The organism is Ruegeria sp. YTSC002, assembly GCF_059609845.1.
The window spans coordinates 412,437-437,621 of sequence record NZ_JBXWML010000002.1; the positions used below are offsets into that span (position 1 = coordinate 412,437).

Genomic DNA, 25,185 nt, shown 5'->3' on the forward strand with positions numbered 1-25,185 from the left:
CTCGCCGAAGGCGGCCCAACAGATCACACATGCGCCACCTCCATTCCGTGGGCACCGCCCATCATCAGCCCGATCTCGTCCACTGTCAGTCCGGTCGTCGGACGTGGCGCGCTCAGGCGGCCCTCGTTCAGCGCAGCAAAGCTGTCCGAGATTTCCATCAACTCATCCAGATCCTGAGAGATGCAGACAACCGCCGTTCCCTTTGCCGCCAGGTCGAGGATTGCCTGCCGGATCGACGCGGCCGCTGCGGCATCCACGCCCCAGGTTGGCTGGTTCACCACCAACACATCCGGGTTTTGCAGCACTTCGCGTCCGATCACGAATTTCTGTAGGTTCCCCCCGGACAAAGACCGCGCCGCGTTGTCCGGGCCGGGTGTCCGGACGTCAAAAACCTCGATGATCTTCTCCGCAAAGCTCCTGGTCTCGGTCCATTTCAGAAAGCCGTTGCTTTCCAGACCCTCTCGAACCGAACCGGTCAACAGGGCGTTTTCGGTCAGGCTCATGTTCGGGGCAGCGGCATGGCCCAGCCGTTCTTCGGGCGCGGTCAACACGCCAAGTTTGCGTCGCGCTGTTGGGCCCAGCTTACCAATCGCCTGACCGTTGAATTTGATCGCATCGGCCGTCGTCAGGATTTCACCAGATAAAACGCCAAGCAATTCATCCTGCCCGTTACCCGCAACACCACCAATGCCCAGAACCTCGCCCTTGCGGACGGTCAAATGCACGTTGCGCAATGCGGTACCGAATTCTGACGGAGAAGGCACCGACAGCCCGCTGACATCCAGCGCCACTGCGCCAAAATCACGCCCGGAACGTTCCGGGGTTTGCAGGGCCGTTCCCACCATCAGTTCGGCCATGTCGCGGGCCGAGGTCTCAGAGGGGACGCACTCGCCGACATTTTTCCCAAGCCGCAGGATCGTGGCGTGGTCACACAGGGTCCGAATCTCTTCCAGCTTGTGCGAGATATACAGGATCGACGTGCCCTCGGACCGCAACTTGTTCAGCGTTTCGAACAGGATCTCGACCTCCTGCGGGGTCAGTACCGAGGTCGGTTCGTCCATGATCAGCAGTTTCGGGTCTTGCAGCAGGCAACGGATAATTTCGACACGCTGGCGTTCGCCGGCGGACAGATCGCCCACAGTGCGGAACGGATCCAACGGCAGGCCGTAGGTTTCGGACACTTCGCGGATGCGCGAGGCCAGATCACCCATGGCGGGCGGGTTTTCCATCCCCAAGGCGATGTTTTCGGCCACGTTCAGGGCGTCAAACAGCGAAAAATGCTGAAACACCATCGCAATTCCGTCAGCCCGCGCGGCGCGGGGTTCAGGCGGCGCAAAAGGCTGACCGCGCAACAGCATGGTGCCACTGTCAGGTTTCACCAGCCCATAGATCATCTTGACCAGCGTGGATTTCCCGGCCCCGTTTTCCCCCAACAAGGCGTGAACTTCGCCCTCACCGATGTCAAAGGACACCTGATCATTGGCCACGACACCGGGATAGGCTTTGGTCAACCCTTGCAGGCTCAGCAATGGAGTGGTCACGCGCTCAGGTCCTTCTTCAACTCGTTCTGCCGGGCCGGACGCAGCAGTTGCGCTGCGACGCCCACGGCGATCATCTGCGGGTGTTTGCCCAGCGACGGGTCACCAATCGGGCAGGTTATCCGGCTTATCCGGTCGGGCGGATGCCCAAGGGCCGCCAATCGCGATCGGAACCGCGCCCATTTGGTAGCCGAGCCAATCAGCCCCGCAAAGCGGAAATCGTGCAAAAGCAGCCTGTTGCACAGTTCCAGATCCAGATTGTGTGAATAAGTCAGCACAAGGTGCTCGGCATTGGCCGGTGCATGTCGCACAAGGTCGGCCGGTTTCGTCGCTGGCAGATCGGTCACGCCTTGGGGAATCACGTCGGGAAAGCGCTCGGGGCCGGTATCGACCCAAGTGATCGCAAGATCGGGCAGGGGGGACAGAACATCCACCAGCGCCCGTCCGACGTGACCTGCGCCCCAGATCCACAGGTTTCGCGCCGGTTTATGCACCGGTTCGATCATCCAGCCGTCGATCAGGCGCGGTTCGGGTGCAATGCCCTGACTGCGTGCCGCCGCCAGCATTCGCTTGACGGAAAGAGGCATGGCGCCCCCCGAAGCTGATCGAGCAATGATCGTATCATCCAGCGTTTCAACCGTCTTGAGATCATAGACCTCGCTGAACAAAGAGACTGCTCCGCCGCAACATTGCCCCATGTCCGGTCCCAGCGTGTGATGCGTCAGGCGCGTGGCCACTGTTTGCGTTCGTGCGGCCTCTGCGGCCTGGTATTCCAATGTACCACCGCCGATGGTTCCGCTTTGCCCGTCTTTCCAGACCAGCATTGCAGCACCCACCTCGCGCGGGGACGACCCTTTGATCCCGGCGATGACCACCCGAACCACTTTCCCGTGGGTTTTGACCGCCTCCCTCAAAGCCTCAAGGTCAAATCCCATCAGATGCCTCCCTTCATCCTCTGGACCCCGCGCCAAACCTCTTCGGCCGTGGCCGGAGCGTTCAGGGCCGGGTACTTGTCTCCGCAGGCGGCAACTGCGTTCGACAGCGCCAGCCAGGCCGAGATCCCCAGCATGAAAGGCGGCTCGCCCACAGCTTTCGAGCGATAGATCGTGTCCTCGCGGTTTTCGCCATCCCAAAGCGTGACGTTGAAGATGTCCGGCCGGTCCGAGCAGGCCGGGATCTTGTAGGTCGAGGGCGCGTGCGTGCGCAGGTTTCCTTTGCTGTCCCACACGAGTTCCTCGGTCGTCAGCCACCCCGCGCCCTGCACATAACCGCCTTCGACCTGACCTATGTCCAGCGCCGGGTTCAGCGATGCGCCCGCATCATGCAGGATATCCGTTCGCAGAATGCGGTTTTCACCGGTCAGAGTGTCCACCGCCACCTCGGTAACGGAAGCGCCGTAGGCAAAGTAGAAGAAGGGGCGACCGCGCCCGGCGATCCGGTCCCATTCGATCTTGGGTGTTTTGTAGAAGCCCGTGGCCGACAGGCTGACGCGCCCCTGATAGGCCAGTGCGGCGGCTTCGGCGAAGGTGTAGCGTTCTTCTGAGACCGAGACATACCCATCCGTGAACGTGACCGTCGATGGATCGGCCTGATGATGCTCTGCAAGATAGACGGCCATCCGATCACGGATCGTGTCGCATGCGGCCTTCACCGCCATACCGTTCAGGTCACTTCCCGAAGATGCCGCCGTCGCAGACGTGTTTGGTACTTTCGCCGTGTCGGTTGCGGTGATTTTCACCATCTCCAGCGGTATGCCAAAGCGCGACGCGGCGACCTGAGCGACCTTCTGGAACAGGCCCTGGCCCATCTCGGTGCCACCGTGATTCAAGTGGACTGATCCGTCCTGATAGACATGTACCAGCGCACCCGCCTGATTGAGATGAGTCAGCGTGAACGAGATACCAAATTTGACCGGGGAAAAGGCGATGCCCTTTTTGATTACGCTGTTTTCGGCGTTCCATTGCGTGATGGCCGCCTTGCGCGCGGCATAGTCGCTGGATTTCAGCAACGCCTCGGTCATGCCGTGCAGTTCGAAATCGCTGACCTCCATCCCATAGGGTGTGGTGTTGCCGCAGGCGGGCAGAGGACGCACCGGTGCGTCGCCCATTTCAACGGCGCCGCGGCTGGTCAGGTCTTCGTGCGGATCGGGATGCCCCTGTGGTTTTTCTGTCGGTGTGCTCTCGGCCACGGCGTGCGCGGGTGCATAGTAATTCCGGCGGCGCAGCTCAACGGGATCCAAACCCAGTTCATGCGCGGCATGGTCCATGACCCGTTCGATGCCGACCATGCCCTGGGGGCCGCCGAACCCGCGATAGGCCGTGGCAGATTGGGTGTTGGTCTTCAACCGGTGGCTTTCGATCCGGGCGTTCGGCAAAAGGTAGGCGTTGTCCGAGTGCAGCATCGCCCGGTCCGCCACGGGCAACGACAGGTCCTGCGCCCAGCCGCAGATCGCATAGTGGTGGAGTGAGAGGCCCTGTATATGTCCATTCTCATCGAAGCCAGCACGGTACGAGATGCGAAAGGCGTGGCGCTTGCCGGTGATGATCATGTCATCGTCGCGGTCATAGCGCATCTTGCAGGCCTTGCCGGTTGCCCGCGCGGCCACGGCGCAGGCCACGGCCAGCGCATTGCCCTGACTTTCCTTGCCGCCAAATCCTCCGCCCATGCGGCGGGTCTCGACCCGGACGGCGTGCATCGGAACGCCCAGAGCGTCGGCCACTTTGTGTTGAATCTCGGTCGGGTGCTGGGTCGAGCTGTGCACCAGCATATCCGCACCTTCATTCGGCACGGCCAGCGCGGCCTGACCTTCCAGATAGAAATGCTCCTGCCCGCCCAGTTCAAACGAACCTTCGATCACATGCGGTGCATTGGCAATGGCCGCATCCGCATCGCCCTTGGCAAAGATGCGTGGACCGTCTTCAAACCGGCTGTCGGCGGCCAGCGCCTCTTCGATCGTCAGGATTGGCACGTCTTCGGCGTAGTCGACCTTACCCAATCGCGCCGCTTTGCGGGCGGCCAGATGGCTGGTGGCAACGACAAGGAACACGGGCTGACCGATATAGTGCACCGAGTCGTCCGACAGCAGCGGCTCATCGTGGATCGAGGGCGAGACATCGTTGGCAAATGGCAGATCCTGTGCCGTCATGACCATCACGACACCCTCGGCGTCTTTGACAGCCGACAGATCCATTGCGGTGATCTTGCCCCTGGCGATCGGGCTCAGGCCAAAGGCCAGATGCAGCGTGCCCTTGGGTGTCGGGATGTCATCCACGTACCGCGCCGCGCCCGAAACGTGCAATGGGGCGGCGTCGTGGGGCAGGGCTTGCGTCACACTCATGCCGACACCTCCAGCACATTGGTGATCTCACCCTGATCTTCCAGCAAAGACCGTTGCAGCATCGCCTTGGCGGTTTCCAGTCGATACAGGGCCGAGGCGCGCATATCCGTGAGTGGCGAAAAGTCGTCGGCAAAGGAAGGCAGCGCGGCGTCAACGGTCGCGCGAGTCCACGGTTTGCCGATCAAGGCGGCCTCGACATGGGTTGCCCGTTTCGGAGTACCGGCCATGCCACCAAACGCGATGCGCGCCTGTGTGACGCTGCCCTCCGAAACGGTTATGTTGAAACAGCCGCAGACGGCCGAGATATCCTGATCGAACCGTTTGCTGAGCTTGTAGACCTTCAGGCGATCTGGTTGGCGCGGGAAGCTGACGGCTTCGACAAACTCGCCCGGAACCCGATCCTGTTTGCCGTAGTCGATGAAGAACTCTTCCAGCGGGATCGACCGCCGATCGTTGCCCTTGCGCAGGTGCAGTGTCGCGTTCAATGCGATCAGCGCGGGCGGGTTGTCCCCGATGGGCGAGCCGTTGGCGATATTGCCACCGACCGTGGCCGCATGGCGAACCTGAACGCTCGCATAGCGTCGGATCATCTCGGCATAGGAGGGATGCAGATCGACCAATGCATCTGCCATGCGATTCATGTCGACCATGGCACCAAAGCGGACTTCTTCACTGCCGAGCGTGATCTTCTTCAAATCATCACAGCGGTTGAGGAAGATCACCGGGTCAAGTTCACGCAATTGTTTCGTGACCCAAAGGCCCACATCGGTCGCACCAGCGACCAGAGTCGCATTCGGGTTCTCGGCATACACGGCGGCCAATTCGTCGGATGAGGTTGGCAGCATGCGCGAAGCGGCAATCGTTGCAGGTGGGCTATCTTTGACCCAAACCGGAACGGGCTGTTCCTCGGCCGCTTTCGCCGCGCGAATGATCGGCGCATAGCCGGTGCAGCGGCAAAGGTTGCCTGCAAGCAAAGTGTCATGGTCCGTTGCACCATTCGTGTGCCCGGCCACCATCGACATGACGAACCCGGGTGTGCAGAAGCCGCATTGCGAGCCGTGCAGATCGACCATTGCCTGCTGGACCGGGTGCGCTTCGCCATTCGGGCCACTTGCGCCTTCAACTGTTCGGACGGCCTTGCCATGCAATTGCGGTAGAAACAGAATGCACGAGTTCAGGGCCTTGGCGCCTTGGTCATCCGTCACCATCACGGTGCAAGCCCCGCAATCGCCTTCGTTGCAGCCTTCTTTGGTGCCGGTCAGACCGCGATCTTCGCGCAGCCAATCCAGCAGGGTGGCTGTCGGATCAACACCAGCCAACTCCACTGTCTCTCCGTTCAGAAGAAACGTGATGTTCATTCGAGAAACCCGTCGCCTTACCCAGTTGCGCCCCTGCGGCCCTCCTTCGATGCGACGTAGAAAGAGTGGCGGGCGAATTGCTTGCCATGAGATGTTAGAAACAGCGCGGCTTGTCTGGCAAGAAAAACCGCCTCTGTTATACACCATTAGACGTATACGGCCTGTTGCCGTCTTGTCTGATTAATGGGCAGCCACTTGTAAATAAAGCAGTTTTTAATTGCGGCGCCCAGTCAATCCCGAAGCACCTTCTGAAAAAGCCGAATAATCAATGGCGATTTTTTTTGCGGCAAACGTGGCGCGGTTCCGCCTTTTGTCGCGCAGCCGGCTGGGGTAGCTTGGGCGTCATGAGCAGCTCTCCACGATTCATCCACCTCCGCGTTCACACTGAATATTCCCTTTTGGAAGGCGCCGTGCGGCTGAAAAAGCTGCCGGGCCTGTGCGAGAAGATGGAGATGCCAGCCGTTGCCGTAACGGATACCAATTCGATGTTTTCGGCGCTGGAATTCGCGGTCACCGCAAGCGGGGCCGGGGTGCAGCCGATCATGGGGTGCCAGGTCGATCTGACCTATGTTCAGGCCCAGCCCGGCGAGAAGCCGAAGACACCCGCGCCTCTGGTGCTGCTGGCGCAGTCCGAGACCGGGTACGAAAACCTGATGAAGCTCAGCACTTGCCTCTACGTGGACAAGGGCGGGCAACTGCCTCAGGTCACTTTGGAAGAATTGGCTGAGCGATCCGAAGGGTTGATCTGCCTGTCCGGTGGACCCGACGGCCCGGTCGGGATGCTGCTGCAACAGGGTCAGCGTCCGGCGGCCGACGCGTTGGTCGATCGGTTGGCGGCAATGTTCCCCGATCGGTTTTACATCGAGCTCCAGCGTCATCCGGGTGAGGATGGCCAGCCCGAGGCCGAGCGCCTGACCGAACGTGACCATGTCGAGATGGCCTATGCTAAGAACCTGCCGCTGGTCGCCACGAATGACGTCTATTTCCCGACGCCGGACATGTACGAAGCTCATGACGCGCTGATCTGCATATCGGAAGGGGCCTATGTCGACCAGCAGGAAGGTCGCCGTCGCCTGACGGCTCAGCACTATTTCAAGTCGCAACAAGAGATGGCGACCCTGTTCGCGGACTTGCCCGAGGCCATCGAAAACACCGTCGAAATCGCCAGACGCTGCGCGTTCATGGCCTATCGGCGCGACCCGATCCTGCCGAAATTCGCGGATGACGAGGTGGCCGAGCTGCGGCGCATCGCCAATGAGGGCTTGCAGAAACGTCTGGCCGTGATCCCGCATGCGGTGACGCCCGAGGAATACCAGGAACGTCTGGATTTCGAACTGGGCATCATCGAAAGCATGGGTTTCCCCGGCTACTTCCTGATCGTCGCGGATTTCATCCAATGGGCCAAGGATCACGACATTCCCGTCGGGCCGGGGCGGGGCTCGGGCGCGGGGTCACTGGTGGCCTATGCGCTGACGATCACCGACCTCGATCCGCTGCGCTACAGCCTGCTGTTCGAACGCTTCCTGAACCCCGAACGGGTGTCGATGCCCGACTTCGATATCGACTTCTGCATGGACCGCCGCGAAGAGGTGATCCGCTATGTGCAGCAGAAATACGGGCGCGACAAGGTGGGGCAGATCATCACCTTCGGGGCCTTGCTGTCAAAGGCCGCCGTGCGCGACATCGGGCGGGTGCTGCAAATGCCGTATGGGCAGGTGGACCGCCTATCCAAGATGATCCCGGTCGAAGGCGTCAAGCCGGTCTCGATCGAAAAGGCCCTGAAAGACGAACCCCGCCTGCGCGAGGCCGCGCGCGAGGAAGAAGTGGTCGACCGCCTGCTGACCTATGGCCAGCAGGTCGAGGGGTTGCTGCGGAATGCTTCGACCCACGCGGCGGGGGTGGTGATCGGCGACCGGCCTCTGGATGCGCTGGTGCCGATCTATCAGGACCCGCGTTCCGACATGCCCGCGACCCAGTTCAACATGAAATGGGTGGAACAGGCCGGGCTGGTGAAGTTCGACTTTCTGGGTCTGAAGACCCTGACCGTGATCCAGAACGCGATGGACCTGATCTTCAAATCCGGGCGTCCCTTGCACATCGCCGCCGATGGCACCGAGCTTTATGAACCCGCCGAGGGGGCTGAAAACCAGATCAACGCCATCCCGCTGGATGATGAGGCGACCTATAAGCTTTACTCAGCAGCCAAGACCGTGGCGGTGTTCCAGGTTGAAAGCTCGGGCATGATGGATGCGCTCAAGCGCATGAAACCCACCTGCATCGAGGATATCGTGGCCCTTGTGGCGCTGTATCGCCCCGGCCCGATGGAGAACATCCCCACCTATTGCGAGGTCAAGAACGGCCAGCGCGAGATCACCTCGGTCCACCCGCTGATCGACCATATCCTCGAAGAAACGCAGGGCATCATCGTCTACCAGGAACAGGTGATGCAGATCGCGCAGGTCATGGCGGGATACAGCCTTGGCGGCGCCGACCTGCTGCGCCGCGCGATGGGCAAGAAGATCAAGGAGGCGATGGACGCCGAACGCCCGAAATTCGAGGCCGGCGCGGCCAAGAACGGCGTGGACGCCAAGAAGGCCTCCGAGGTGTTCGACCTGCTGGAGAAATTCGCCAATTACGGCTTCAACAAATCCCACGCGGCGGCCTATGCGGTGGTCAGCTACCAGACCGGATGGCTCAAGGCGAACCACCCGGTCGAGTTCATGGCCGGCGTCATGAACTGCGACATCCACCTGACCGACAAGCTGGCAGTGTATTTCGAAGAGGTCCGCAAGGGGCTGGGCCTGCCTTATGTGCCGCCCTGCGTGAACCGCTCGCTGGCGACCTTCGACGTGGTGGATGGTCAGCTGGTCTATGCGCTGGGCGCGCTCAAAAATGTCGGCGTCGAGGCGATGAATCTGGTGGTGCAGGGCAGGGGAGACAAGCCGTTCGTCAACCTCTTTGACTTTGCCCGCCGGGTCGATCTGAAAAAGGTCGGCAAACGTCCGCTGGAAATGCTGGCGCGTGCCGGGGCCTTTGATGAGCTCGACAAGAACCGCCGCCGCGTGTTCGAAAGCCTTGACCGCCTGGTGCAGTATTCGGCGGCGATCCATGAACAGAAAAACTCCAATCAGGTGTCTCTGTTCGGCGAGGCAGGCGATGACCTGCCCGAACCGCGCCTGTCGCCGACGCCGGACTGGCTGCCGGCCGAGCGCCTCAGCGAGGAATTCAAGGCCATCGGCTTCTACCTGTCGGGGCACCCGCTGGACGATTACATGCCCGCGCTGAAACGCAAGCAGGTTATGACGCTGGACGAAGTGATTAATGCTGTCCGAGCTAGGGGAATGATGGGAGTGAAGATGGCCGGGGTTGTCGCCGGTCGGCAGGAGCGGAAATCGGCCAAGGGCAACCGCTTTGCTTTCGCTCAGCTGTCTGATCCCACCGGCGCATATGAGGTCACGCTGTTTTCGGACACGTTGGAGAAGTGTCGCGAGTTTCTGGAAACCGGCGCGCAGGTTGTCCTGACTGCCGAGGCGACGATGGAAGCCGATCAGCTCAAGCTGCTGGGCCGCTCGGTTGGCCCTGCGGATTCCCTCGTGGCCGAGGCCGGGGCAACCGGGCTGCGAATTTACGTTGACGAAGCGCAGGCTGTGCCAACGGTCGCCAAGGTGCTGGAAGACGCCGCCTCTGCCGCGAAAGGGGCCGCACGAGGGCCAATCCAGTTCATGTTGCTGGACCCAAGCCTGCCCGGCGATGTCGAAATGGATCTGGGGCGCGAGTTCCCGATCAACCCGCAGATCAAGGGCGCGATCAAATCCCTTGAAGGCGTGATGACCGTCGAAGAGATATGACGCCGCTTTGTTGCCAGTTGATTGGCGCCTCGCTAGGCTGACTTGACAGAGATGTCATTAGGTCATGCCACGGGAGGGCGTTGTTATGGCAATAGCAGGTCTCAAGTTCAGAAAGATTGTATTTGTTGCAGCGGCATCGCTGGCCTTGGTTTCGGCCTCAGCTGGGCTGGCGGATGACAAGAAAAAGGAAAACACGATCAAAGGCGCTGTGATCGGCGCAGGTGTCGGTGCCCTGATCGGCGACGGTAAGGGTGCTGCCGCAGGTGCAGTGGCTGGTGCGCTGATCGGCGCGAATTCCAAGTGAGTGGAGGAGAAGGAAGATGCGTATGAATTCGCTGAAGCGAGCGGCCTCTGCCTTGCTGATCGCAGCCCCCGGATTGGCCTTCGCTGACGAGGAAGCCGAACAGATGATGCAGAACGCGCTGCCGGTGATGTATCACACCTGCGCCTCTGTCGTCGAAGAGGCTGACGGGAACGAAGAGTACATTCTGGACGTGGTCGGGAAGATGACGGCCCTGTCGCTTTACAACCGACAGGTCGATATCGAGGCCCACGCGACTTCGGACGAGGAAAAGGCCGCTTTGCGCGAAACTTTTTTGGCCGCTTTGAAAGAGGGCTGTGCCGGGGACGAAAACGCCTTGTTGGGTGGTGTCGTGGACAATGCCGTGAAATCGACACTGGGGCTGTAATGTATCAGTAGTGAGGCGGCCGTTCGTCACCAAGGACTATGCCGCCGGATCCTTCCTGCGCCCGTTCTGCTTCGCGCTGCAACAGCAATTCAACCCGTTGGGTCAGCCGGTCGATTTCCGTCTGTTGTCTGGTGACGACCGTGTTCAACTCGTCCACGGTACGGGTCAGATGGGCGATCTCTTCTTCCAGATGCTGCATAAGTGACTCCTGTCTTGCGCTGGTCATAGCGACACAGTCGGCCCAAGGCCAGAGAAAGCGCGCCTTGCCCCGATGCGGACCTTGGGATAGACCGCGCGCGGAACAAGGACTCTCCCAAGGACGCCCCACATGGCCAAGCCCAAGAAACAGCCCCGCCCCAAGGCCGTCACGCCGAAAGGGTTCCGCGACTATTTCGGTGAGGAAGTCACGCAGCGCACCGAGATGCTGCGGACGATTGCGGGCGTGTATCATCGTTACGGGTTCGACGCGTTGGAAAGCAGTGCGGTCGAGACCGTCGAGGCGCTGGGCAAGTTCCTGCCTGACGTCGATCGCCCGAACGAAGGCGTCTTTGCGTGGCAGGAATTTGATGACGGCGGCAATGGCGACTGGATGGCCCTGCGCTATGACCTGACCGCACCTTTGGCCCGGGTCTATGCCCAGCACCGCAACGATCTGCCCACGCCCTATCGCCGTTATGCGATGGGTCCGGTCTGGCGCAACGAAAAGCCGGGGCCGGGGCGGTATCGCCAATTCTATCAGTGTGATGCGGATACGGTGGGGACGGCCAGCATGGCCGCCGATGCCGAGATCTGCGCCATGCTGTCCGATACGCTGGAGACCGTGGGCATCCCCCGCGGCGACTATCTGGTCCGGGTCAACAACCGCAAGGTTCTGAACGGCGTTCTGGAGACCATCGGTCTTGCTGATGAAAATCAGAAAGACGCCGTTCTGCGCACCATCGACAAATTCGACAAGGTTGGTGAGCAGGGCGTGAGAGAACTGCTCGGTAAAGGTCGCCTAGACTCTTCTGGAGCTTTTATCGAAGGTGTCGGCTTGAGTGATGCTCAAATGCAACCAGTTTTGGGTTTTATCAACTATTTCAGCATTGTTCAGAATGAGCTTTCTCAAGAAGCCTCACGGGCTTTCGATGAGGGCAATAACAAACGTGGCGACCAATTGGACCGAGCGCGGCACGCTGTTTCCCATGAATTTAGAAATGATCCAGTAGCTTCCGATCCGGATGCTTTGTCTATTTGGAACACAAGAGTTTTCGACCATCTGAAGAGAATTGTCGGAAGTTCTGTTGTGGGTTTCCAAGGCGTTGAAGAGCTTAGGCAAATCTTCGATCTTTTGAGCGCGCAAGGATATGGAGCGGACCGGATCAGGGTCGATCCTTCCGTCGTACGTGGATTGGGATATTACACCGGGCCGGTATACGAGGCTGAGCTCACGTTCGAGATTTTTGACGAAAAGGGCCGCAAGCGGCAATTTGGTTCCGTTGCAGGCGGCGGGCGCTATGACGATCTGGTCAAGCGCTTTACCGGGCAGGAAGTACCTGCGACAGGCATCTCTATCGGCGTTGATCGCCTGCTCGCCGCGCTGCGCGAAAAGGGCCGGGTCACCGCACAGGCGACGGGTCCAGTGGTCGTGACCGTCATGGATCGAGACCGCATGGCCGACTATCAGGCGATGGTGGCCGAGCTGCGCAATGCTGGCATCCGGGCCGAGGTCTATCTGGGCAACCCCAAGAATTTCGGCAATCAGCTAAAATACGCGGACAAGCGGAATTCTCCGATTGCAGTGATCGAGGGCGGCGACGAAAAGGCCAAAGGTATCGTGCAGATCAAGGATCTGATCCTGGGTGCCAAGATTGCCGAAAGCGCCACGCTCGAGGAATGGAAGGAACGCCCCAGCCAGTTCGAGGTGCCGCGCGGCGATCTGGTCGCCAAGGTGCGCGAGATTCTGGACAGTCAGGACTGAGCCATGCCCAACCGATCCCAGATCCAGGCCCGGGCCGCGATGATGCGCGTGCGCTTCGAGGCCGCCGGGGCGCAGGTCGTCGACCCGCCGCTGCTGCAATCGGCCGAGACGCTGCTGGACCTTTACGGCGAGGACATCCGCGCGCGGGCCTATGTCACCTCGGACGCGCTGCGCGGCGAACAGATGCTGCGCCCGGATTTCACCCTGCCGGTGGTGCAGATGCATATGCGCGACGGGGCCGAACCGGCGCGCTATACCTATTCCGGCGAGGTGTTCCGCCGTCAGGAGCACGACCCCGACCGCGCCAATGAATACATCCAGGTGGGCTATGAGGTCTTTGACCGGGAAGACCCCGCCGGGGCCGATGCCGAGGTGTTTTCGCTGATGGCGCTCCAGTTGCGTGGGTTGCCCCTGCGCGCGGCGACCGGCGATATCGGTATCCTCACCGCTGCTGTCGAGGGGCTGCGCACGACCGACCGTCGCAAGGCTGCGCTGATGCGACACCTGTGGAGACCGCGCCGATTCCGTATCTTGCTGGATCGGTTTGCAGGTCGCAAGGCGCCCTCGGAAGGGCGCGCCGCGCTGCTGGACGCAGCCGACCCGATGGCCTTTGATGCCCCTATGATCGGCAAGCGCCGCAAGGCCGAAATCGCGGCGCGCATCGAAGCCCTGCGCGAAGACCGCGATACGCCGCCGATTTCCGACAATGAGCTGGCCGGGCTGGAAACGTTGCTGAATGTGCGCGAGACCATGCCATTTGCGCTGGAACAGCTGCGCGACGTGGCGGTGGATCTGCCGCAGATCACGCCCGCACTGGACCGGTTGGAAGCGCGCGTGGCTGCGCTGCAAGCGCGTGGCGTCGATGTGGATCGGTTGGATTTCGAGGCCGCCTATGGTCGGACATCAATGGAATATTACGATGGTTTCGTATTTGGGTTTTACGCGGAAGGTCGGCCTGACCTGCCTCCGATCGCCACGGGTGGGCGTTATGACGCGCTGACCCGCCAATTGGGCAACGGGGACGAAATCCCGGCTGTTGGTGGCGTGTTGCGCCCCGACCTGATGCTCGAGATCGAGGAGGGCGCTGTATGAGCCTGAAACTGGGTGTGCCCTCGAAGGGCCGGTTGATGGAAAAGACCTTCTCGTGGTTCGAAAAACGCGGCATCACCTTGTCACGCAGCGGGTCGGATCGGGAATATGCGGGCAAGGTTGAAGGGATCGACGGTGTCTCTCTGATCCTGCTGTCGGCGGGGGAGATCCCGCGTGAACTGGCGGCGGGGCGGATTCATCTGGGCGTCACCGGGATCGATCTGGTGCACGAGAAACTGCCGCGCTGGGAACAGCAGGTTGAAGAGGTTTCGCAGCTTGGCTTCGGCAAAGCTGATCTGATCATCGCAATCCCGGCATGTTGGGTCGATGTCGATACGCTTGATGACCTGGACGCGGCAGCTGCTGCGTTTCGCAAGACCCACGGCCACCGGCTGCGGATCGCCACAAAATACCACCGTCTGGTTCGGGAATTCCTGACCGAAGCGGGCGTGGCCGATTATACGCTGGTCGACAGTCAGGGCGCGACTGAAGGCACGGTGATGAATGAAACCGCCGAAGCCATTGCCGACATCACCTCGACCGGAGAGACCCTGCGCGCGAACCATCTGAAGATCCTGTCGGACGGTCTGATCCTGCAATCGCAGGCCACTTTGTGGCGCAGTCGCGTTGCAAAATATGATCCAACGGAAAAAGAGGTTCTGTCCGAATTGTTGGATCGGCTGCGGTGACTACAGCACACCTATTTCTGCCAGGGCGCGGTTCAGATCGTCGGGCAGGGCATCGTCCTGCTCGCGGTTTTTGGGCAAATCGGCAGGAGTATCTTCAGGCTTGAGATAACGCCATCCCTGAAACGGGCGTTTCAGGGCGTTCTGGGTGCGGTGCAGCTTGGGGTCCAGCACAATGGCACAGCGGCGGATACCATCGTCTCCGATCACTTCATCCAGCCGCAGGATTCGTTGCCGACACTGGATTACGCCCTTGATGACCCAGTAGATCGATCCGCCGTTCAGAATTTCGGCTTCGCGCTTGGGCCACATGCGGGTGACGTGGCGTGGAAGGCCATCTGCGAACCGCTGGCGATAGCTGTCCTGCCAGGCCATCAGCGTGTCGACGCTTTCCGACCCGACCGAGAGTTTTATGAGGTTTACGTAATTATCCACAGCTTTCCCACAGAGTCGTCCCGAGGATGATCTTTATATTGTAGCTTGGTTCCAGTTGTCATCAAGGTGTTGTGGTGCGTATGTGATTTGAGTTAGTCTGGATACCTCTTTCAGCACAGGGAATCACCAATGAGCCGCTTTGCCGCCCCCATTGCCGAGCAGATCTGGGATATGAAGTACCGCTTTAAACAGGCGGATGGCACCCCCATCGATCAAACGGTTGAAGACAGTTGGCGGCGTATTGCCCGCGATCTGGCGCGGGTGGAAAACGACCCGGGGCACTGGGAAGAAAAATTCTATGAGGCGCTGGAGGATTTCAAATACCTGCCTGCCGGGCGCATCACAGCAGGTGCCGGCACCGCGCGTCAGGTGACCCTGTTCAACTGTTTTGTCATGGGAACGATCCCTGACAGCATGGGCGGAATTTTCGACATGCTGAAAGAGGCCGCGCTGACCATGCAGCAGGGCGGCGGGATCGGCTATGATTTCTCGACCATCCGCCCGCGTGGCGCTGACGTGAAAGGCGTTGCGGCGGATGCCTCGGGGCCGCTGAGCTTCATGGATGTCTGGGATGCCATGTGCCGCACGATCATGTCCGCCGGTTCGCGCCGGGGCGCCATGATGGCGACCATGCGCTGTGACCACCCGGATATCGAACAGTTCATCACCGCCAAATCCGACCCGGCCCGACTACGCATGTTCAACATGTCGGTTCTGGTGACCGATCCGTTCATGGAGGCGGTCAAGGCTGATGGACCGTGGGAACTGGTGTTTGGTGACAAAGTCTATCACACGGTTCAGGCGCGTGATCTGTGGAACAAGATCATGCAGGCCACCTATGACTATGCCGAGCCGGGCGTGATCTTCATCGACCGGATCAATCAGGCCAACAACCTCAGCTACGTTGAAACCATCGCGGCCACGAACCCGTGTGGCGAACAGCCGTTGCCGCCTTACGGGGCCTGCCTGTTGGGTTCAATCAACCTGGCGCGGCTGGTGTCTGAACCGTTTGAGGCAAACGCCCGTTTGAATGACGCGGCCCTTCAAGAACTTGTCGCCACGGCTGTCCGGATGATGGACAATGTCGTTGATGTGTCAAAATTCCCACTGGCCGAACAAGAGGCTGAAGCGCAGGATAAACGCCGTATAGGATTGGGTGTGACTGGATTGGCGGATGCGCTGCTGATGCTGGGCCTGCGTTATGGGTCCGACGAGGCGGCGCGTCAGACCGAGCGCTGGTTGCACGCGATCGCCCGCGCCGCGTATCTGGCGTCGGTCGACTTGGCCAAGGAAAAAGGGGCGTTTCCCCTGTTCGATGCCGAGAAATACCTGGCCAGCGGCACGATGCAGCAGATGGATGACGATGTACGCGAGGCCATCCGCGAGCACGGGATCCGCAATGCGCTGCTGACCTCGATCGCGCCCACTGGGACGATCTCTCTGTACGCGGGCAACGTGTCGTCGGGGATCGAGCCGGTCTTTGCCTATGCCTATACGCGCAAGGTTTTGCAGAAAGACGGCTCGCGGACCGAGGAAGAGGTGGTGGATTACGCCGTTCAGATGTGGCGCGACAAGTTCGGCGACGTCGAACTGCCCGACTATTTCGTGAACGCCCAGACGCTGACGCCGGCCGAGCATGTCAAGATGCAGGCAGCGGCGCAGAAGTGGATCGACAGCTCGATCTCGAAAACCATCAACTGCCCCGAGGATATCTCGTTCGACGAGTTCAAGGACGTGTACATGCAGGCCTGGGACCTGGGCTGCAAGGGCTGCACCACCTATCGACCGAACGACGTGACGGGTTCGGTGCTGACCGTTTCGGAAAGCGACGACAAGGTGCCGGGCGAAAGCGCGGATGCCCCGCACGAGGTGGATGGCGGCGACGTCATCTACATGTCCGAGCCTCTGGACCGACCGCAGTCGCTGGAGGGTTCGACCTACAAGCTGAAATGGCCCGACAGCGAGCACGCGATCTATCTGACGATCAACGACATCGTCATCGGTGGCCGCCGTCGCCCGTTCGAGGTGTTCATCAACTCGAAGAACATGGAGCACTACGCCTGGACGCTGGCGCTGACCCGGATGATCTCGGCCGTGTTCCGGCGGGGCGGGGACGTGTCTTTCGTGGTCGAGGAACTGAAGGCCGTGTTCGACCCGCGCGGAGGGGCCTGGGTGCAGGGCAAGTACATCCCTTCGATCCTGGCGGCCATCGGCGGCGTGATCGAGCAGCACATGATCGCGATCGGGTTCCTTGAGGGGGAAGGGATGGGACTGAAATCCGACCCGCAGGCGCAGGTGGTCAACATGGATGCCCCACGCGGCAAGGCCTGCCCGTCCTGCGGGCAGTACGACATGGTGATGATCGAGGGCTGCATGACCTGCCGCAGTTGCGGACACTCGAAATGTGGCTGAGGCGCGGGGTGGGGGCTTGTTGATGCACCAAGCAATTGAGACCCAAATCAGCGATTTTTTCGCCCAAAGACAAGGTCTTTGTCGCCCAAGTATCAAAACCCCCTTGTTATCATAGGGGCGGGAAAGCGTCTCATTTTCTTAACAGACGCTTTCTCAGTCAGTATCAATAGTACGAAGGTATTGACGTGCGTCCGGTAATAGGGCTGTTTCATTCTATGACGACATCGCAGCATATCTTTCTCATACGGTTTCTCTGATCTGCCCCTGTTAGGGCCGACCGTTGGCTGCTTCTCAATTCTACTCTTCTTCGCACGTTGTCGGTCGGTTTTTCTCACTGGATAGATGAGGGAACTGCTATGAAGACCATCAAACTCCTACTCGCCACTGATCCCAATTTTGAAAAAGGTGCTCTTACGCATCGGTTCACTGAATATTTGAAGAAATTGCGCAAAACGCGGCTGGCCAGAGAATTCATCGGAGACGATGAGCATTCGGTCGATCTGTGTGGCGTCAGCGCCCACCGGACAAATTTAGGGGTTTGAGCAACGGAGGATTTCTGGTTCATCGAAGCCATTATGGAGCGAAGATGAACAGGCTTTGGCGCAGGCGCTTTGGCACCTGGCGCAAACAGTCGTGCGCGCGCCCGATGACGGCTTTGTCACAGCCGTTTCTCTACGTCCCGGAAATCGAGTGTCCATTGCACAGGGGGCGATCTCATTTGTTGTCCCCGATGGCCGCCATCTGATCGCAAGCCTATCGCAATCAAGCGGTATGAATGTTGCCGTCGGCAGCAAGATACGCCTTGCTCTGCGAACCTTGCCGGGCAGCGAGATTTCTGGGACAGTCGTATCGCTGCCCGTGGGAACGGCAGAGGGCGTTGTTGACTCGCGGGAGGGCCTTCCATCACTGCGCGATTTGGCCGGCGTGTCCAGTTATCCGGTGCTGATCGAAGTTCCGGACCAGATCAATGTCGAAGATTTCCCATTCGGGACTTCTGGCACTGCGCTGGTGATCACGGACAAGGCGGGCGCAATCGGTGTGTTGGCGGAAATCCTGTTCCGGATCACCAAAAAGCTGAATTACATTTGAAATACTGGAGGGACGAAATGAATATAGAATATGTGATTAAAGGGATCGGTTTAGCCTTGGTTATGGCGACTGGAACAACCGCTTCCGCGCAGCAAAGCGATTGGTCCCATGAAGCGACGATTTATCTTTTCATGCCTGAAACGGAAACGTCTATCGAAACGCCGTCGGGGACATTGGACGGCACGTTGAGTTTTTCTGACGCTCTGAGCAACTTGGATTTCGCATTCATGGGCGCGTTTGCGGCATCCAATGGTCGTTGGAGCCTGCTGGCTGACTACAATTATACAAATCTATCCTTCAGCAACAGTGGTTCCGGTCCGTCTGGATCCACTCTCAACACATCATTCACCACTCAGTTCCTCAGCGGGTACGTGGCCTATCGGGTCTATGAGGACCCCGCTGTTCAACTGGACATTGCCGGTGGTTTCAGATGGTTCAGCACCGAAACAAATTTCACGCTGACGCCCAGCTCGGCACCGGGGCGTACGACTACAGTTGACGACGATTGGGTCGATCCGGTCATTGGCGCAAGAGCACGTTTCGTATTCTCTGAAAAATGGACGGGAACCGGGTTCATCGACTATGGCGGCTTCCGCAACGGCAGCGAAACGTGGCAGGTTCTGTTGACGGCAGATTATGCCATCAACGACAGATGGGTGATCCGTGGCGGATATCGCTATATCGCCTTCGACCATGAGATCGGCGGCAATGATTTCGAGTTCCATCAGTCCGGGCCGTTGATCGGGGCGACCTACCGATTCTGATTGATCGTAAACGAAAATTGTTTTCGGTTTCGACATGGCACGAAACGTCAGACGGGCAGATCGCGCAAGTATGGTGTGTGTACCTGCCTTTTTTGCGTTGTTTGCTGCGTTCCGTGAGCGGGCGTTCCAGCAACTATCCTGCTTTTCCGGCGTGATGAAGGGCTGCAAACCCGGTGACGCGGGGATGGCGCGGAACGGGTTGCAAGCGATCTGCGGTCGGAATGGCCGCCTGATCCGGTATCCAGGCGGCCCTGCCTGTCAGAACCAGCGGCCAATGGCTGTGACGGATGGCGCCAGGGCTGCCGAATCCGAGATCGCCGAGAAGACGATGAATGTCGATTGCGACGACGAAGGCGTATCAAACCCGGTAAACCGGGTTGCAACGCCTCCAGTGCCGTTCAGGTTCGGGGGCGTCGAAAAGTCAGCCGGAAAATCCCAGATTATCGGGCCGCTTTTGAAAAGAGCACCCTCAGCAGTCGTGCATGCCACGGGTGCAAGCGTGGCGGTACAGATCTGAGTACCGTCGGCAAACCGAACATAATCTCCGTTGGCGTTGCTGCCGCGCTCAATGACAGCGCCGGTCGGAACACCAGCGTTTTCCGTCACTGTTCCAAGAAGGTTTCCGGGGCCGTATCCATAGTCGGCGCGCATCAGTCGGCCCGAAGTCGTATCGCTGGCATCGGCCTGAACAGCTGTCCCCGACACGGTTCCGGCATCAGGATCAAAGGTCATCACTTCAGTCCAGTTGCCGCCGTCGGGAGACACTTTGATGGAAAATCCGGTAGTGCCAGACAGTCCCATTTCCGCGTGACCCGTCCAGTTCGATTGGAACAACAGCGACGCGGTATCACCGGCGCTGGCTTTGTTGATCTTCAGCTGATGCCCGCCGCCTTCGTGGCTCAGCAAGGTCGCCGGGCTGCGAACGGACAGACGGTTCGTACTGTCTGAATTGGTCGCAACCCCGACTCCGTCCAGGTTCTGAGTGCTGACAGGCAGGGGGGCCCAGGCTGTTCCTGTCCAGAATTTCAGATCTCCGGCCGCTTCATCCCAGGCGCGCCAGCCAATGTCGGGGGTAACGAAATGCCAGGCGTTGTCCAGCCAGACGGCAAGTTCACCGGCATGTCCTGCCCAGTCCCCGGTCGGGTTGGCTCCAAGAGCATGAACTTCGCCTTGCGCGGGAACAACAGGAGGTGTCCCGGAATCTGTTGACCGTACCGAGAGTTGCACGACCAGATCGAGCCGTCTCAGGGCTTCGTTGTGGGTAACGTGTTTTTGCGCCTGTGCCGGTTGCAGCAAAGGCAGGTTCAATCGGGGGGATGTTTGTGACACGGGGGTCCTCCTGTGGCGTCGGTCCGAAGCTTCGGTTGCGCGCTACCCTGCCGCAAAGCGCGTCAATCCTGTCTGACCGGGCCGACCGCCCAGGGAAGATTTTGGTAAGATTCTGGTGTCTGCGAAGAACCCGCCGATGGGTGTTCCCGTGCAGAGCAATGCCCGAGAATCAATCTCGGGCGTAGATGTCATCGTATCGGATGATGTCGTCTTCACCCAGATAGGTGCCAGTCTGAACCTCGATCAAAACCATGGGAACTTTCCCGGGGTTTTCCATTCGGTGTGTCGCTCCCAGCGGGATATAGACGGATTGGTTTTCGGTTACCAAACGCTCCTGATCACCGATGGTGACCTTGGCCGTGCCTTCAACCACGATCCAATGCTCGGAACGATGATGGTGGGATTGCAGGCTGAGCGACGCGCCGGGATGAACATGGATGCGCTTGACCTGAAACCTGTCTCCGATCACCAGGCTTTCGAACCAGCCCCACGGACGATGATCCACCGGCAGGGATTCTGCCTGTTTCACCCCTTTGGCCTTCAGTGCCGTAACGGCCTGTTTCACGTCCTGGGCCTTGTCCATGCTCGCGACCAGAACCGCATCGGGCATCGCAATGGCGATTACGTTTTCAAGACCCATTGCCACGACTTCCTGCGCCGGCGACTCGGACCGTATCAGTGCATTGCGGCAGTCGATTGCCGTTACTTCTCCGTTGGTCGCCACACCGTCATCATCGGGGTTCGACAGCTCTTGAACCGCGGTCCAGCTTCCGACATCGGACCAGCCAGCGGAATAAGGCACCACGCTCAGGTTTAGGGCCTTTTCCATCACGGCGTAGTCTATTGAAATATCTTCCACGCCCGCCCATGCCGCCGGGTCCAGTCGAAGAAAGCCCAAATCCGTTTTTGCCTCGGCAACGGCCTTTTGAACCGGCGGGATCAGTTCGCTCGCATGCTGTTCAAAAGCTGCCAGGATATCGCGAACGGCAAACAGGAAGATGCCCGAGTTCCAAAGATAGCTGCCATCCGACAGCATCGCCTCGGCCGTTTTCCGGTCAGGTTTTTCCACAAAACGATCCAATGGGACAACCTTATGGGTCGATTCCGGAGGATGGCGGAGTTTGAGATAGCCGTAACCGGTTTCCGGGTGTGTCGGAGTGATGCCAAAGGTAACCAGATCGCGTCGTTCATTTATTGCCCGTACGCCTTCGGCGACGGCTTGATGAAAGGCGTCCATGTCCGGAACCACGTGATCAGACGGCGCCACCAGCATGATGCCATCCGGATCTCGTGCCGCCAGATACAAGGCTGCGGCAAGAACGGCGGGGGCGGTGTTTCGACCCTCGGGCTCGATCAGAACTGGGCCGGGGTCAATTCCGACGGCCATCAATTGTTCGGGGACAATAAAGCGAAATGCCTCGTTGGTCAGAATCAGGGGCTTTGCATATGGCTCTTGAGATGGCCCGCGCATCCGTTCCGCGCAATTCTGCAACAGGCTTGTTTCGCCGACCAGAGGAACGAATTGCTTGGGATAGCTTTTGCGTGATAGGGGCCACAAACGTGTTCCCGATCCACCGCAAAGAATGACGGGGTAGACTGTATTGGTCATGCACGTGCCTTCGAATTGCGGGTGACTGACGGTATTGCCATGTTTTTAGACAAGTAAAACAATCTGTGGCTACTGAGCGGCTTTCCCTGTGGCGACAATGTCATTCAGATATTGGCTCAGATCATCGCGCAGGTCTTCGCGGGCAAGAGCAAAGGCAACGGTGGCTTGCAGAAAGCCTGATTTTGAACCGCAATCAAAACGCTGACCGTCGAATTTGTAACCGAAGGCCGGCACTCCGGCGGAAATGTCCTGGGCGATGGCGTCGGTCAGCTGGATTTCGCCGCCGCTTCCGGTTTTTTTTGCGTTGAGGTTGTCGAAAACGGAAGGCCGAAGCACATACCGGCCGATGACCGCCAGATTGGACGGTGCTTCCGATGGGTCAGGCTTTTCAACCATGCCTCTGGTGGGGACGACAGACCCGATATTGTCGCCAACATCGAGCACGCCGTAAGAACTTGTCTTCTCCTTCGGAACTTCCATCGCCGCGACCATGTTGCCACCGGTGTCTTCGTAAGCCTCGATCATCTGTTGCAGACAGGGTTTGTCGGCGGCGATGACGTCGTCAGGCAGCATGACGGCAAATGGTTCATCACCGATCAGCCGACGGGCACACCAGACCGCGTGTCCAAGCCCCAGAGCTTTATGCTGGCGGATATAAGCGATCGCGCCGCTTTCCATATTCGTTTTGTTCAGCACTTCCAGAAGCTTGTTCTTGCCTTTGGCTTTCAGCTCCTGCTCCAGAACCAGGTTGTGGTCGAAATAATCTTCCAGCGCGGATTTTCCGCGTGACGTTACGAAAATGAACTCCTTGATCCCGGCTGCACGGGCTTCGTCAATGGCGTATTGCACCAATGGACGATCCACCAGCGTCATGATTTCTTTTGGAACGGATTTGGTCGCTGGCAAAAAACGCGTTCCCATGCCCGCTACTGGAAAAACCGCTTTGGTAACTTTGCGTGTCATGGTGCCTCTCAATTATCAAGTTTTGCCAGCAGAGCAGGATATGTCCGGAATGTCCTCATAGGCCGCAATACCCTGTCAATCAATGATGCCTGATGGATCAGGCTGCTATCAGTCAAATCGTGCCACCTTGCCAGGGAGGAGTCAAAAGCCCGGTCTGATGCGGTATCCATACAATGTTTGTGTACCATGTGCTTGGATCATTGGCTGACTGCACGGTGAAGAGCGGGATAAATCGCTTCGGTCCGTCACGAATAATTCATAGGCCTGTTCCCCACGGCGTGTTTTGCAGATCATGGCGTTCCCCGAACCGACCCGACTGTGTTGCCGCGCCGCGTATCATGTTATTTTTGCGTGGTTTTCCCAACCTGAAAACCGCAACCCGCCCAAAGCCGCCCACAACCCTCCTTTTCGGAAGCAAGGGGCCTGAAGGACATACCGCGTCAAAGGATGCAGACGGACAGAGTATCTTGCTTCGCATAAGGGCGGCTGACCGCCTTGTTCAACGCGTCCGTGTTTTTGATTTTCCCTTTCTAATTCTGTTTTCGATTGGGCAACAATTGTTGCCTGGTTCCAGGGATAGGTTCTGGGAACGCCTGATTGTTTCACAATGGATCGATGAACTGGCCGGGTGTCAGAGTCGGCTGGGCACCATGGTTTGCCTCACGGGGCCAGGCTTGTTTTCATCGGCGCGTCCGGAAAACAGGTCGGCGCGATCCCCAGAGTCTCTTGCCACCGACCTATCGAACGACGGGTTTTGAACCCTGGCAGCCCATCGACCCCTCCGACATCATGCCCTTTTTGTTCCAGCGCCTGCTGCATCTTGGCGATATCGGATCTGTACAGCCCGCCGACCTTTCCCCAAGTGCCGCTGAAATCGCCGATACCGTATTGAATGCGGTCGCCAACATGGCCGACAAACAAGGCATACAGGTCGCTTTTGTTGTATTCCTTTAGAACGTAGAAGTTTGGCGTAACAAGAAAAGCCGGACCATGTCGTCCTGCGGGCATCATCAAATACCCGTCACCACGCAGCTCGTGGGCCGGAAAGGGTTTGCCCGAGACGCGACGTATCCCCATCTCAACCCAGTCCTGGATAGGTCGTCCCTGATCTGGGCCTTCCAAAGCGCACGAGACGTTTTTGGGTACGAAAACCTCGAAGCCCCAGTCCCGTGCAGTGACCCAGCCATGTTTCTTGAGGTAGTTTCCGATTGAAGCAATCGTATCTTCGGGTGACCCCCAAATATCAGCCGCCCCGTCGCCGTTGCCGTCAGCAGCATACGACAAGTAGCTGGACGGCATGAACTGAGGCTGGCCCAAAGCGCCAGCCCAACTGCTTTTCATTTGTCGCGCGGGCCGGTGCCCTGCTTGTGCGATTTGCAGGGCGGCAACAAGTTCGGTTGTGAAATAGTCTGCACGGGTGCTCATGAAGGCCTTGGTCGACAGTACCCTGAAAGCATCATGACGGATTGGAACTTGTCCGTATCCGCTCTCTCTTCCCCAGATCGCCAGAATAATGCGGGCTGGAACGCCGGTTTCGGCTTCGACCGCCGCCAGGGTTGCGGCATGGCGCCTTGCCATTTTACGGCCTTCCGATGTTGCGCCTTGCACCGACCCCGGATTGAAATAGCGACCGGGTGAGCCAAACTCGGCCTGCTTCTGGACCTTGGGAGTTTTGCGTGCGCTTCCCGGCGGCACCAGATCTGGCAAGTTCCACGCAAGGGTCACGCCGGAGAGGGCTGCTTGCATTGTCTCGCGTGTCACACCCTTGGCCCTTGCCCGGGGCCAAATCGTTTCCTGCAACCACGATTGAAACTGGCGTTCAATCGCCGCACGATCCTGTGCCAGCGTGGGTTGAGAGAGGAGGATTAACCCTAAAGAGAAAAACAGAATACGCATCATTGTTTTGTCTGTCCCGGCTGGGAATGCAAGTCAACGGGAAGATATCGCGCATCCCCGGACCCGTTACACCCGAAATTGAGTTGGGGCCTGACCTGGACAATTTGCGGTTTGGAAAAACTCTTGAGAAAATTCACACACTTGCCGATAGTCGAATGGAAATTGTTTGAGGAAAGGGCAGTC

The 25,185-nt window shown here is 59.1% G+C and carries 20 protein-coding genes; 10 read left to right on the forward strand and 10 right to left on the reverse strand.

Annotated features, from left to right (window positions below; translation table 11 throughout):
* Nucleotides 1-23 precede the first annotated feature (23 nt).
* Genes AC2FFD_RS07135 through xdhA form a run of 4 tightly spaced genes read right to left on the reverse strand, consistent with a single transcriptional unit; the run spans nt 24 to nt 6,233 of the window.
* On the reverse strand, nt 24-1,541 hold the full coding sequence (locus AC2FFD_RS07135; protein WP_170346888.1) for an ABC transporter ATP-binding protein: 1,518 nt from the start codon (nt 1,539-1,541) through the stop codon (nt 24-26).
* Nucleotides 1,538-2,473 carry a xanthine dehydrogenase accessory protein XdhC gene (gene xdhC, locus AC2FFD_RS07140; RefSeq protein ID WP_170346889.1) on the reverse strand — a complete coding sequence of 312 codons (936 nt, stop codon included), beginning with the start codon at nt 2,471-2,473 and terminating at the stop codon, nt 1,538-1,540. The genes AC2FFD_RS07135 and xdhC overlap by 4 nt, the downstream gene beginning before the upstream one ends.
* The gene (gene xdhB / locus AC2FFD_RS07145) at nt 2,473-4,875 is read right to left on the reverse strand and encodes a xanthine dehydrogenase molybdopterin binding subunit (RefSeq protein WP_496872672.1); all 2,403 of its coding nucleotides are present in this window, start codon (nt 4,873-4,875) and stop codon (nt 2,473-2,475) included. Before xdhB ends, xdhC begins: the two co-directional genes overlap by 1 nt.
* Complete coding sequence (gene xdhA, locus AC2FFD_RS07150) at nt 4,872-6,233, reverse strand: xanthine dehydrogenase small subunit (protein WP_496872674.1); 1,362 nt, start codon at nt 6,231-6,233, stop codon at nt 4,872-4,874. Before xdhA ends, xdhB begins: the two co-directional genes overlap by 4 nt.
* 344 nt (nt 6,234-6,577) lie before the next feature.
* Between xdhA and dnaE the strand changes: the two genes are divergently transcribed.
* The 3 genes from dnaE to AC2FFD_RS07165 all read left to right on the forward strand — a co-directional run bounded on the left by dnaE (nt 6,578) and on the right by AC2FFD_RS07165 (nt 10,770).
* Nucleotides 6,578-10,081 (forward strand): DNA polymerase III subunit alpha, encoded by a 3,504-nt coding sequence (dnaE, locus tag AC2FFD_RS07155; RefSeq protein ID WP_496872676.1) that lies wholly within the window; start codon nt 6,578-6,580, stop codon nt 10,079-10,081.
* A gap of 85 nt (nt 10,082-10,166) precedes the next feature.
* A complete protein-coding gene (locus tag AC2FFD_RS07160; protein WP_170346894.1) occupies nt 10,167-10,385 on the forward strand; it encodes a YMGG-like glycine zipper-containing protein in 219 nt (72 codons plus the stop codon).
* 16 nt (nt 10,386-10,401) lie between these two features.
* On the forward strand, nt 10,402-10,770 hold the full coding sequence (locus AC2FFD_RS07165; protein WP_254440087.1) for a hypothetical protein: 369 nt from the start codon (nt 10,402-10,404) through the stop codon (nt 10,768-10,770).
* A gap of 4 nt (nt 10,771-10,774) precedes the next feature.
* Here AC2FFD_RS07165 and AC2FFD_RS07170 read toward each other — a convergent pair whose 3' ends face one another.
* Complete coding sequence (locus tag AC2FFD_RS07170; RefSeq protein ID WP_170346895.1) at nt 10,775-10,969, reverse strand: SlyX family protein; 195 nt, start codon at nt 10,967-10,969, stop codon at nt 10,775-10,777.
* Between the two features lie 129 nt (nt 10,970-11,098).
* Here AC2FFD_RS07170 and AC2FFD_RS07175 point away from each other — a divergent pair, with 129 nt between their 5' ends.
* The 3 genes from AC2FFD_RS07175 to hisG are packed head-to-tail and all read left to right on the forward strand — an operon-like array spanning nt 11,099 to nt 14,508.
* Nucleotides 11,099-12,730 (forward strand): histidine--tRNA ligase, encoded by a 1,632-nt coding sequence (locus tag AC2FFD_RS07175; protein WP_496872679.1) that lies wholly within the window; start codon nt 11,099-11,101, stop codon nt 12,728-12,730.
* 3 nt (nt 12,731-12,733) lie between these two features.
* Nucleotides 12,734-13,822, forward strand: coding sequence for an ATP phosphoribosyltransferase regulatory subunit (locus AC2FFD_RS07180; protein ID WP_496872681.1), 1,089 nt, complete (start codon nt 12,734-12,736; stop codon nt 13,820-13,822).
* Nucleotides 13,819-14,508 (forward strand): ATP phosphoribosyltransferase, encoded by a 690-nt coding sequence (gene hisG / locus AC2FFD_RS07185; RefSeq protein WP_257601235.1) that lies wholly within the window; start codon nt 13,819-13,821, stop codon nt 14,506-14,508. Before AC2FFD_RS07180 ends, hisG begins: the two co-directional genes overlap by 4 nt.
* Here hisG and AC2FFD_RS07190 read toward each other — a convergent pair whose 3' ends face one another.
* Nucleotides 14,509-14,940, reverse strand: a complete 432-nt coding sequence (locus AC2FFD_RS07190; protein ID WP_171119093.1) for a DUF1489 family protein — start codon at nt 14,938-14,940, stop codon at nt 14,509-14,511.
* A 129-nt stretch (nt 14,941-15,069) separates the two neighbouring features.
* Here AC2FFD_RS07190 and AC2FFD_RS07195 point away from each other — a divergent pair, with 129 nt between their 5' ends.
* From AC2FFD_RS07195 to AC2FFD_RS07210, 4 genes are all read left to right on the forward strand, one after another.
* On the forward strand, nt 15,070-17,352 hold the full coding sequence (locus AC2FFD_RS07195) for an adenosylcobalamin-dependent ribonucleoside-diphosphate reductase (protein WP_496872685.1): 2,283 nt from the start codon (nt 15,070-15,072) through the stop codon (nt 17,350-17,352).
* A 356-nt stretch (nt 17,353-17,708) separates the two neighbouring features.
* Nucleotides 17,709-17,894, forward strand: coding sequence for a hypothetical protein (locus AC2FFD_RS07200; protein WP_496872686.1), 186 nt, complete (start codon nt 17,709-17,711; stop codon nt 17,892-17,894).
* A gap of 148 nt (nt 17,895-18,042) precedes the next feature.
* Nucleotides 18,043-18,441, forward strand: coding sequence for a hypothetical protein (locus AC2FFD_RS07205; protein ID WP_496872688.1), 399 nt, complete (start codon nt 18,043-18,045; stop codon nt 18,439-18,441).
* 17 nt (nt 18,442-18,458) lie between these two features.
* On the forward strand, nt 18,459-19,205 hold the full coding sequence (locus tag AC2FFD_RS07210; protein ID WP_257601260.1) for an outer membrane protein: 747 nt from the start codon (nt 18,459-18,461) through the stop codon (nt 19,203-19,205).
* Between the two features lie 258 nt (nt 19,206-19,463).
* On the opposite strand, the gene AC2FFD_RS07215 is transcribed toward AC2FFD_RS07210, so the two are convergent.
* The 4 genes from AC2FFD_RS07215 to AC2FFD_RS07230 form a co-directional block, all read right to left on the reverse strand.
* Nucleotides 19,464-20,534: a DUF2793 domain-containing protein gene (locus AC2FFD_RS07215; RefSeq protein WP_496872690.1), complete on the reverse strand. Its 1,071-nt coding sequence runs from the start codon at nt 20,532-20,534 to the stop codon at nt 19,464-19,466.
* Nucleotides 20,535-20,703: 169 nt separating this feature from the next.
* The gene (locus AC2FFD_RS07220) at nt 20,704-22,143 is read right to left on the reverse strand and encodes a mannose-1-phosphate guanylyltransferase/mannose-6-phosphate isomerase (protein WP_496872692.1); all 1,440 of its coding nucleotides are present in this window, start codon (nt 22,141-22,143) and stop codon (nt 20,704-20,706) included.
* A 69-nt stretch (nt 22,144-22,212) separates the two neighbouring features.
* Nucleotides 22,213-23,106: a UTP--glucose-1-phosphate uridylyltransferase GalU gene (galU, locus tag AC2FFD_RS07225; protein WP_496872693.1), complete on the reverse strand. Its 894-nt coding sequence runs from the start codon at nt 23,104-23,106 to the stop codon at nt 22,213-22,215.
* A 660-nt stretch (nt 23,107-23,766) separates the two neighbouring features.
* Nucleotides 23,767-25,002: a lytic murein transglycosylase gene (locus tag AC2FFD_RS07230; protein WP_496872750.1), complete on the reverse strand. Its 1,236-nt coding sequence runs from the start codon at nt 25,000-25,002 to the stop codon at nt 23,767-23,769.
* Nucleotides 25,003-25,185 lie beyond the last annotated feature (183 nt).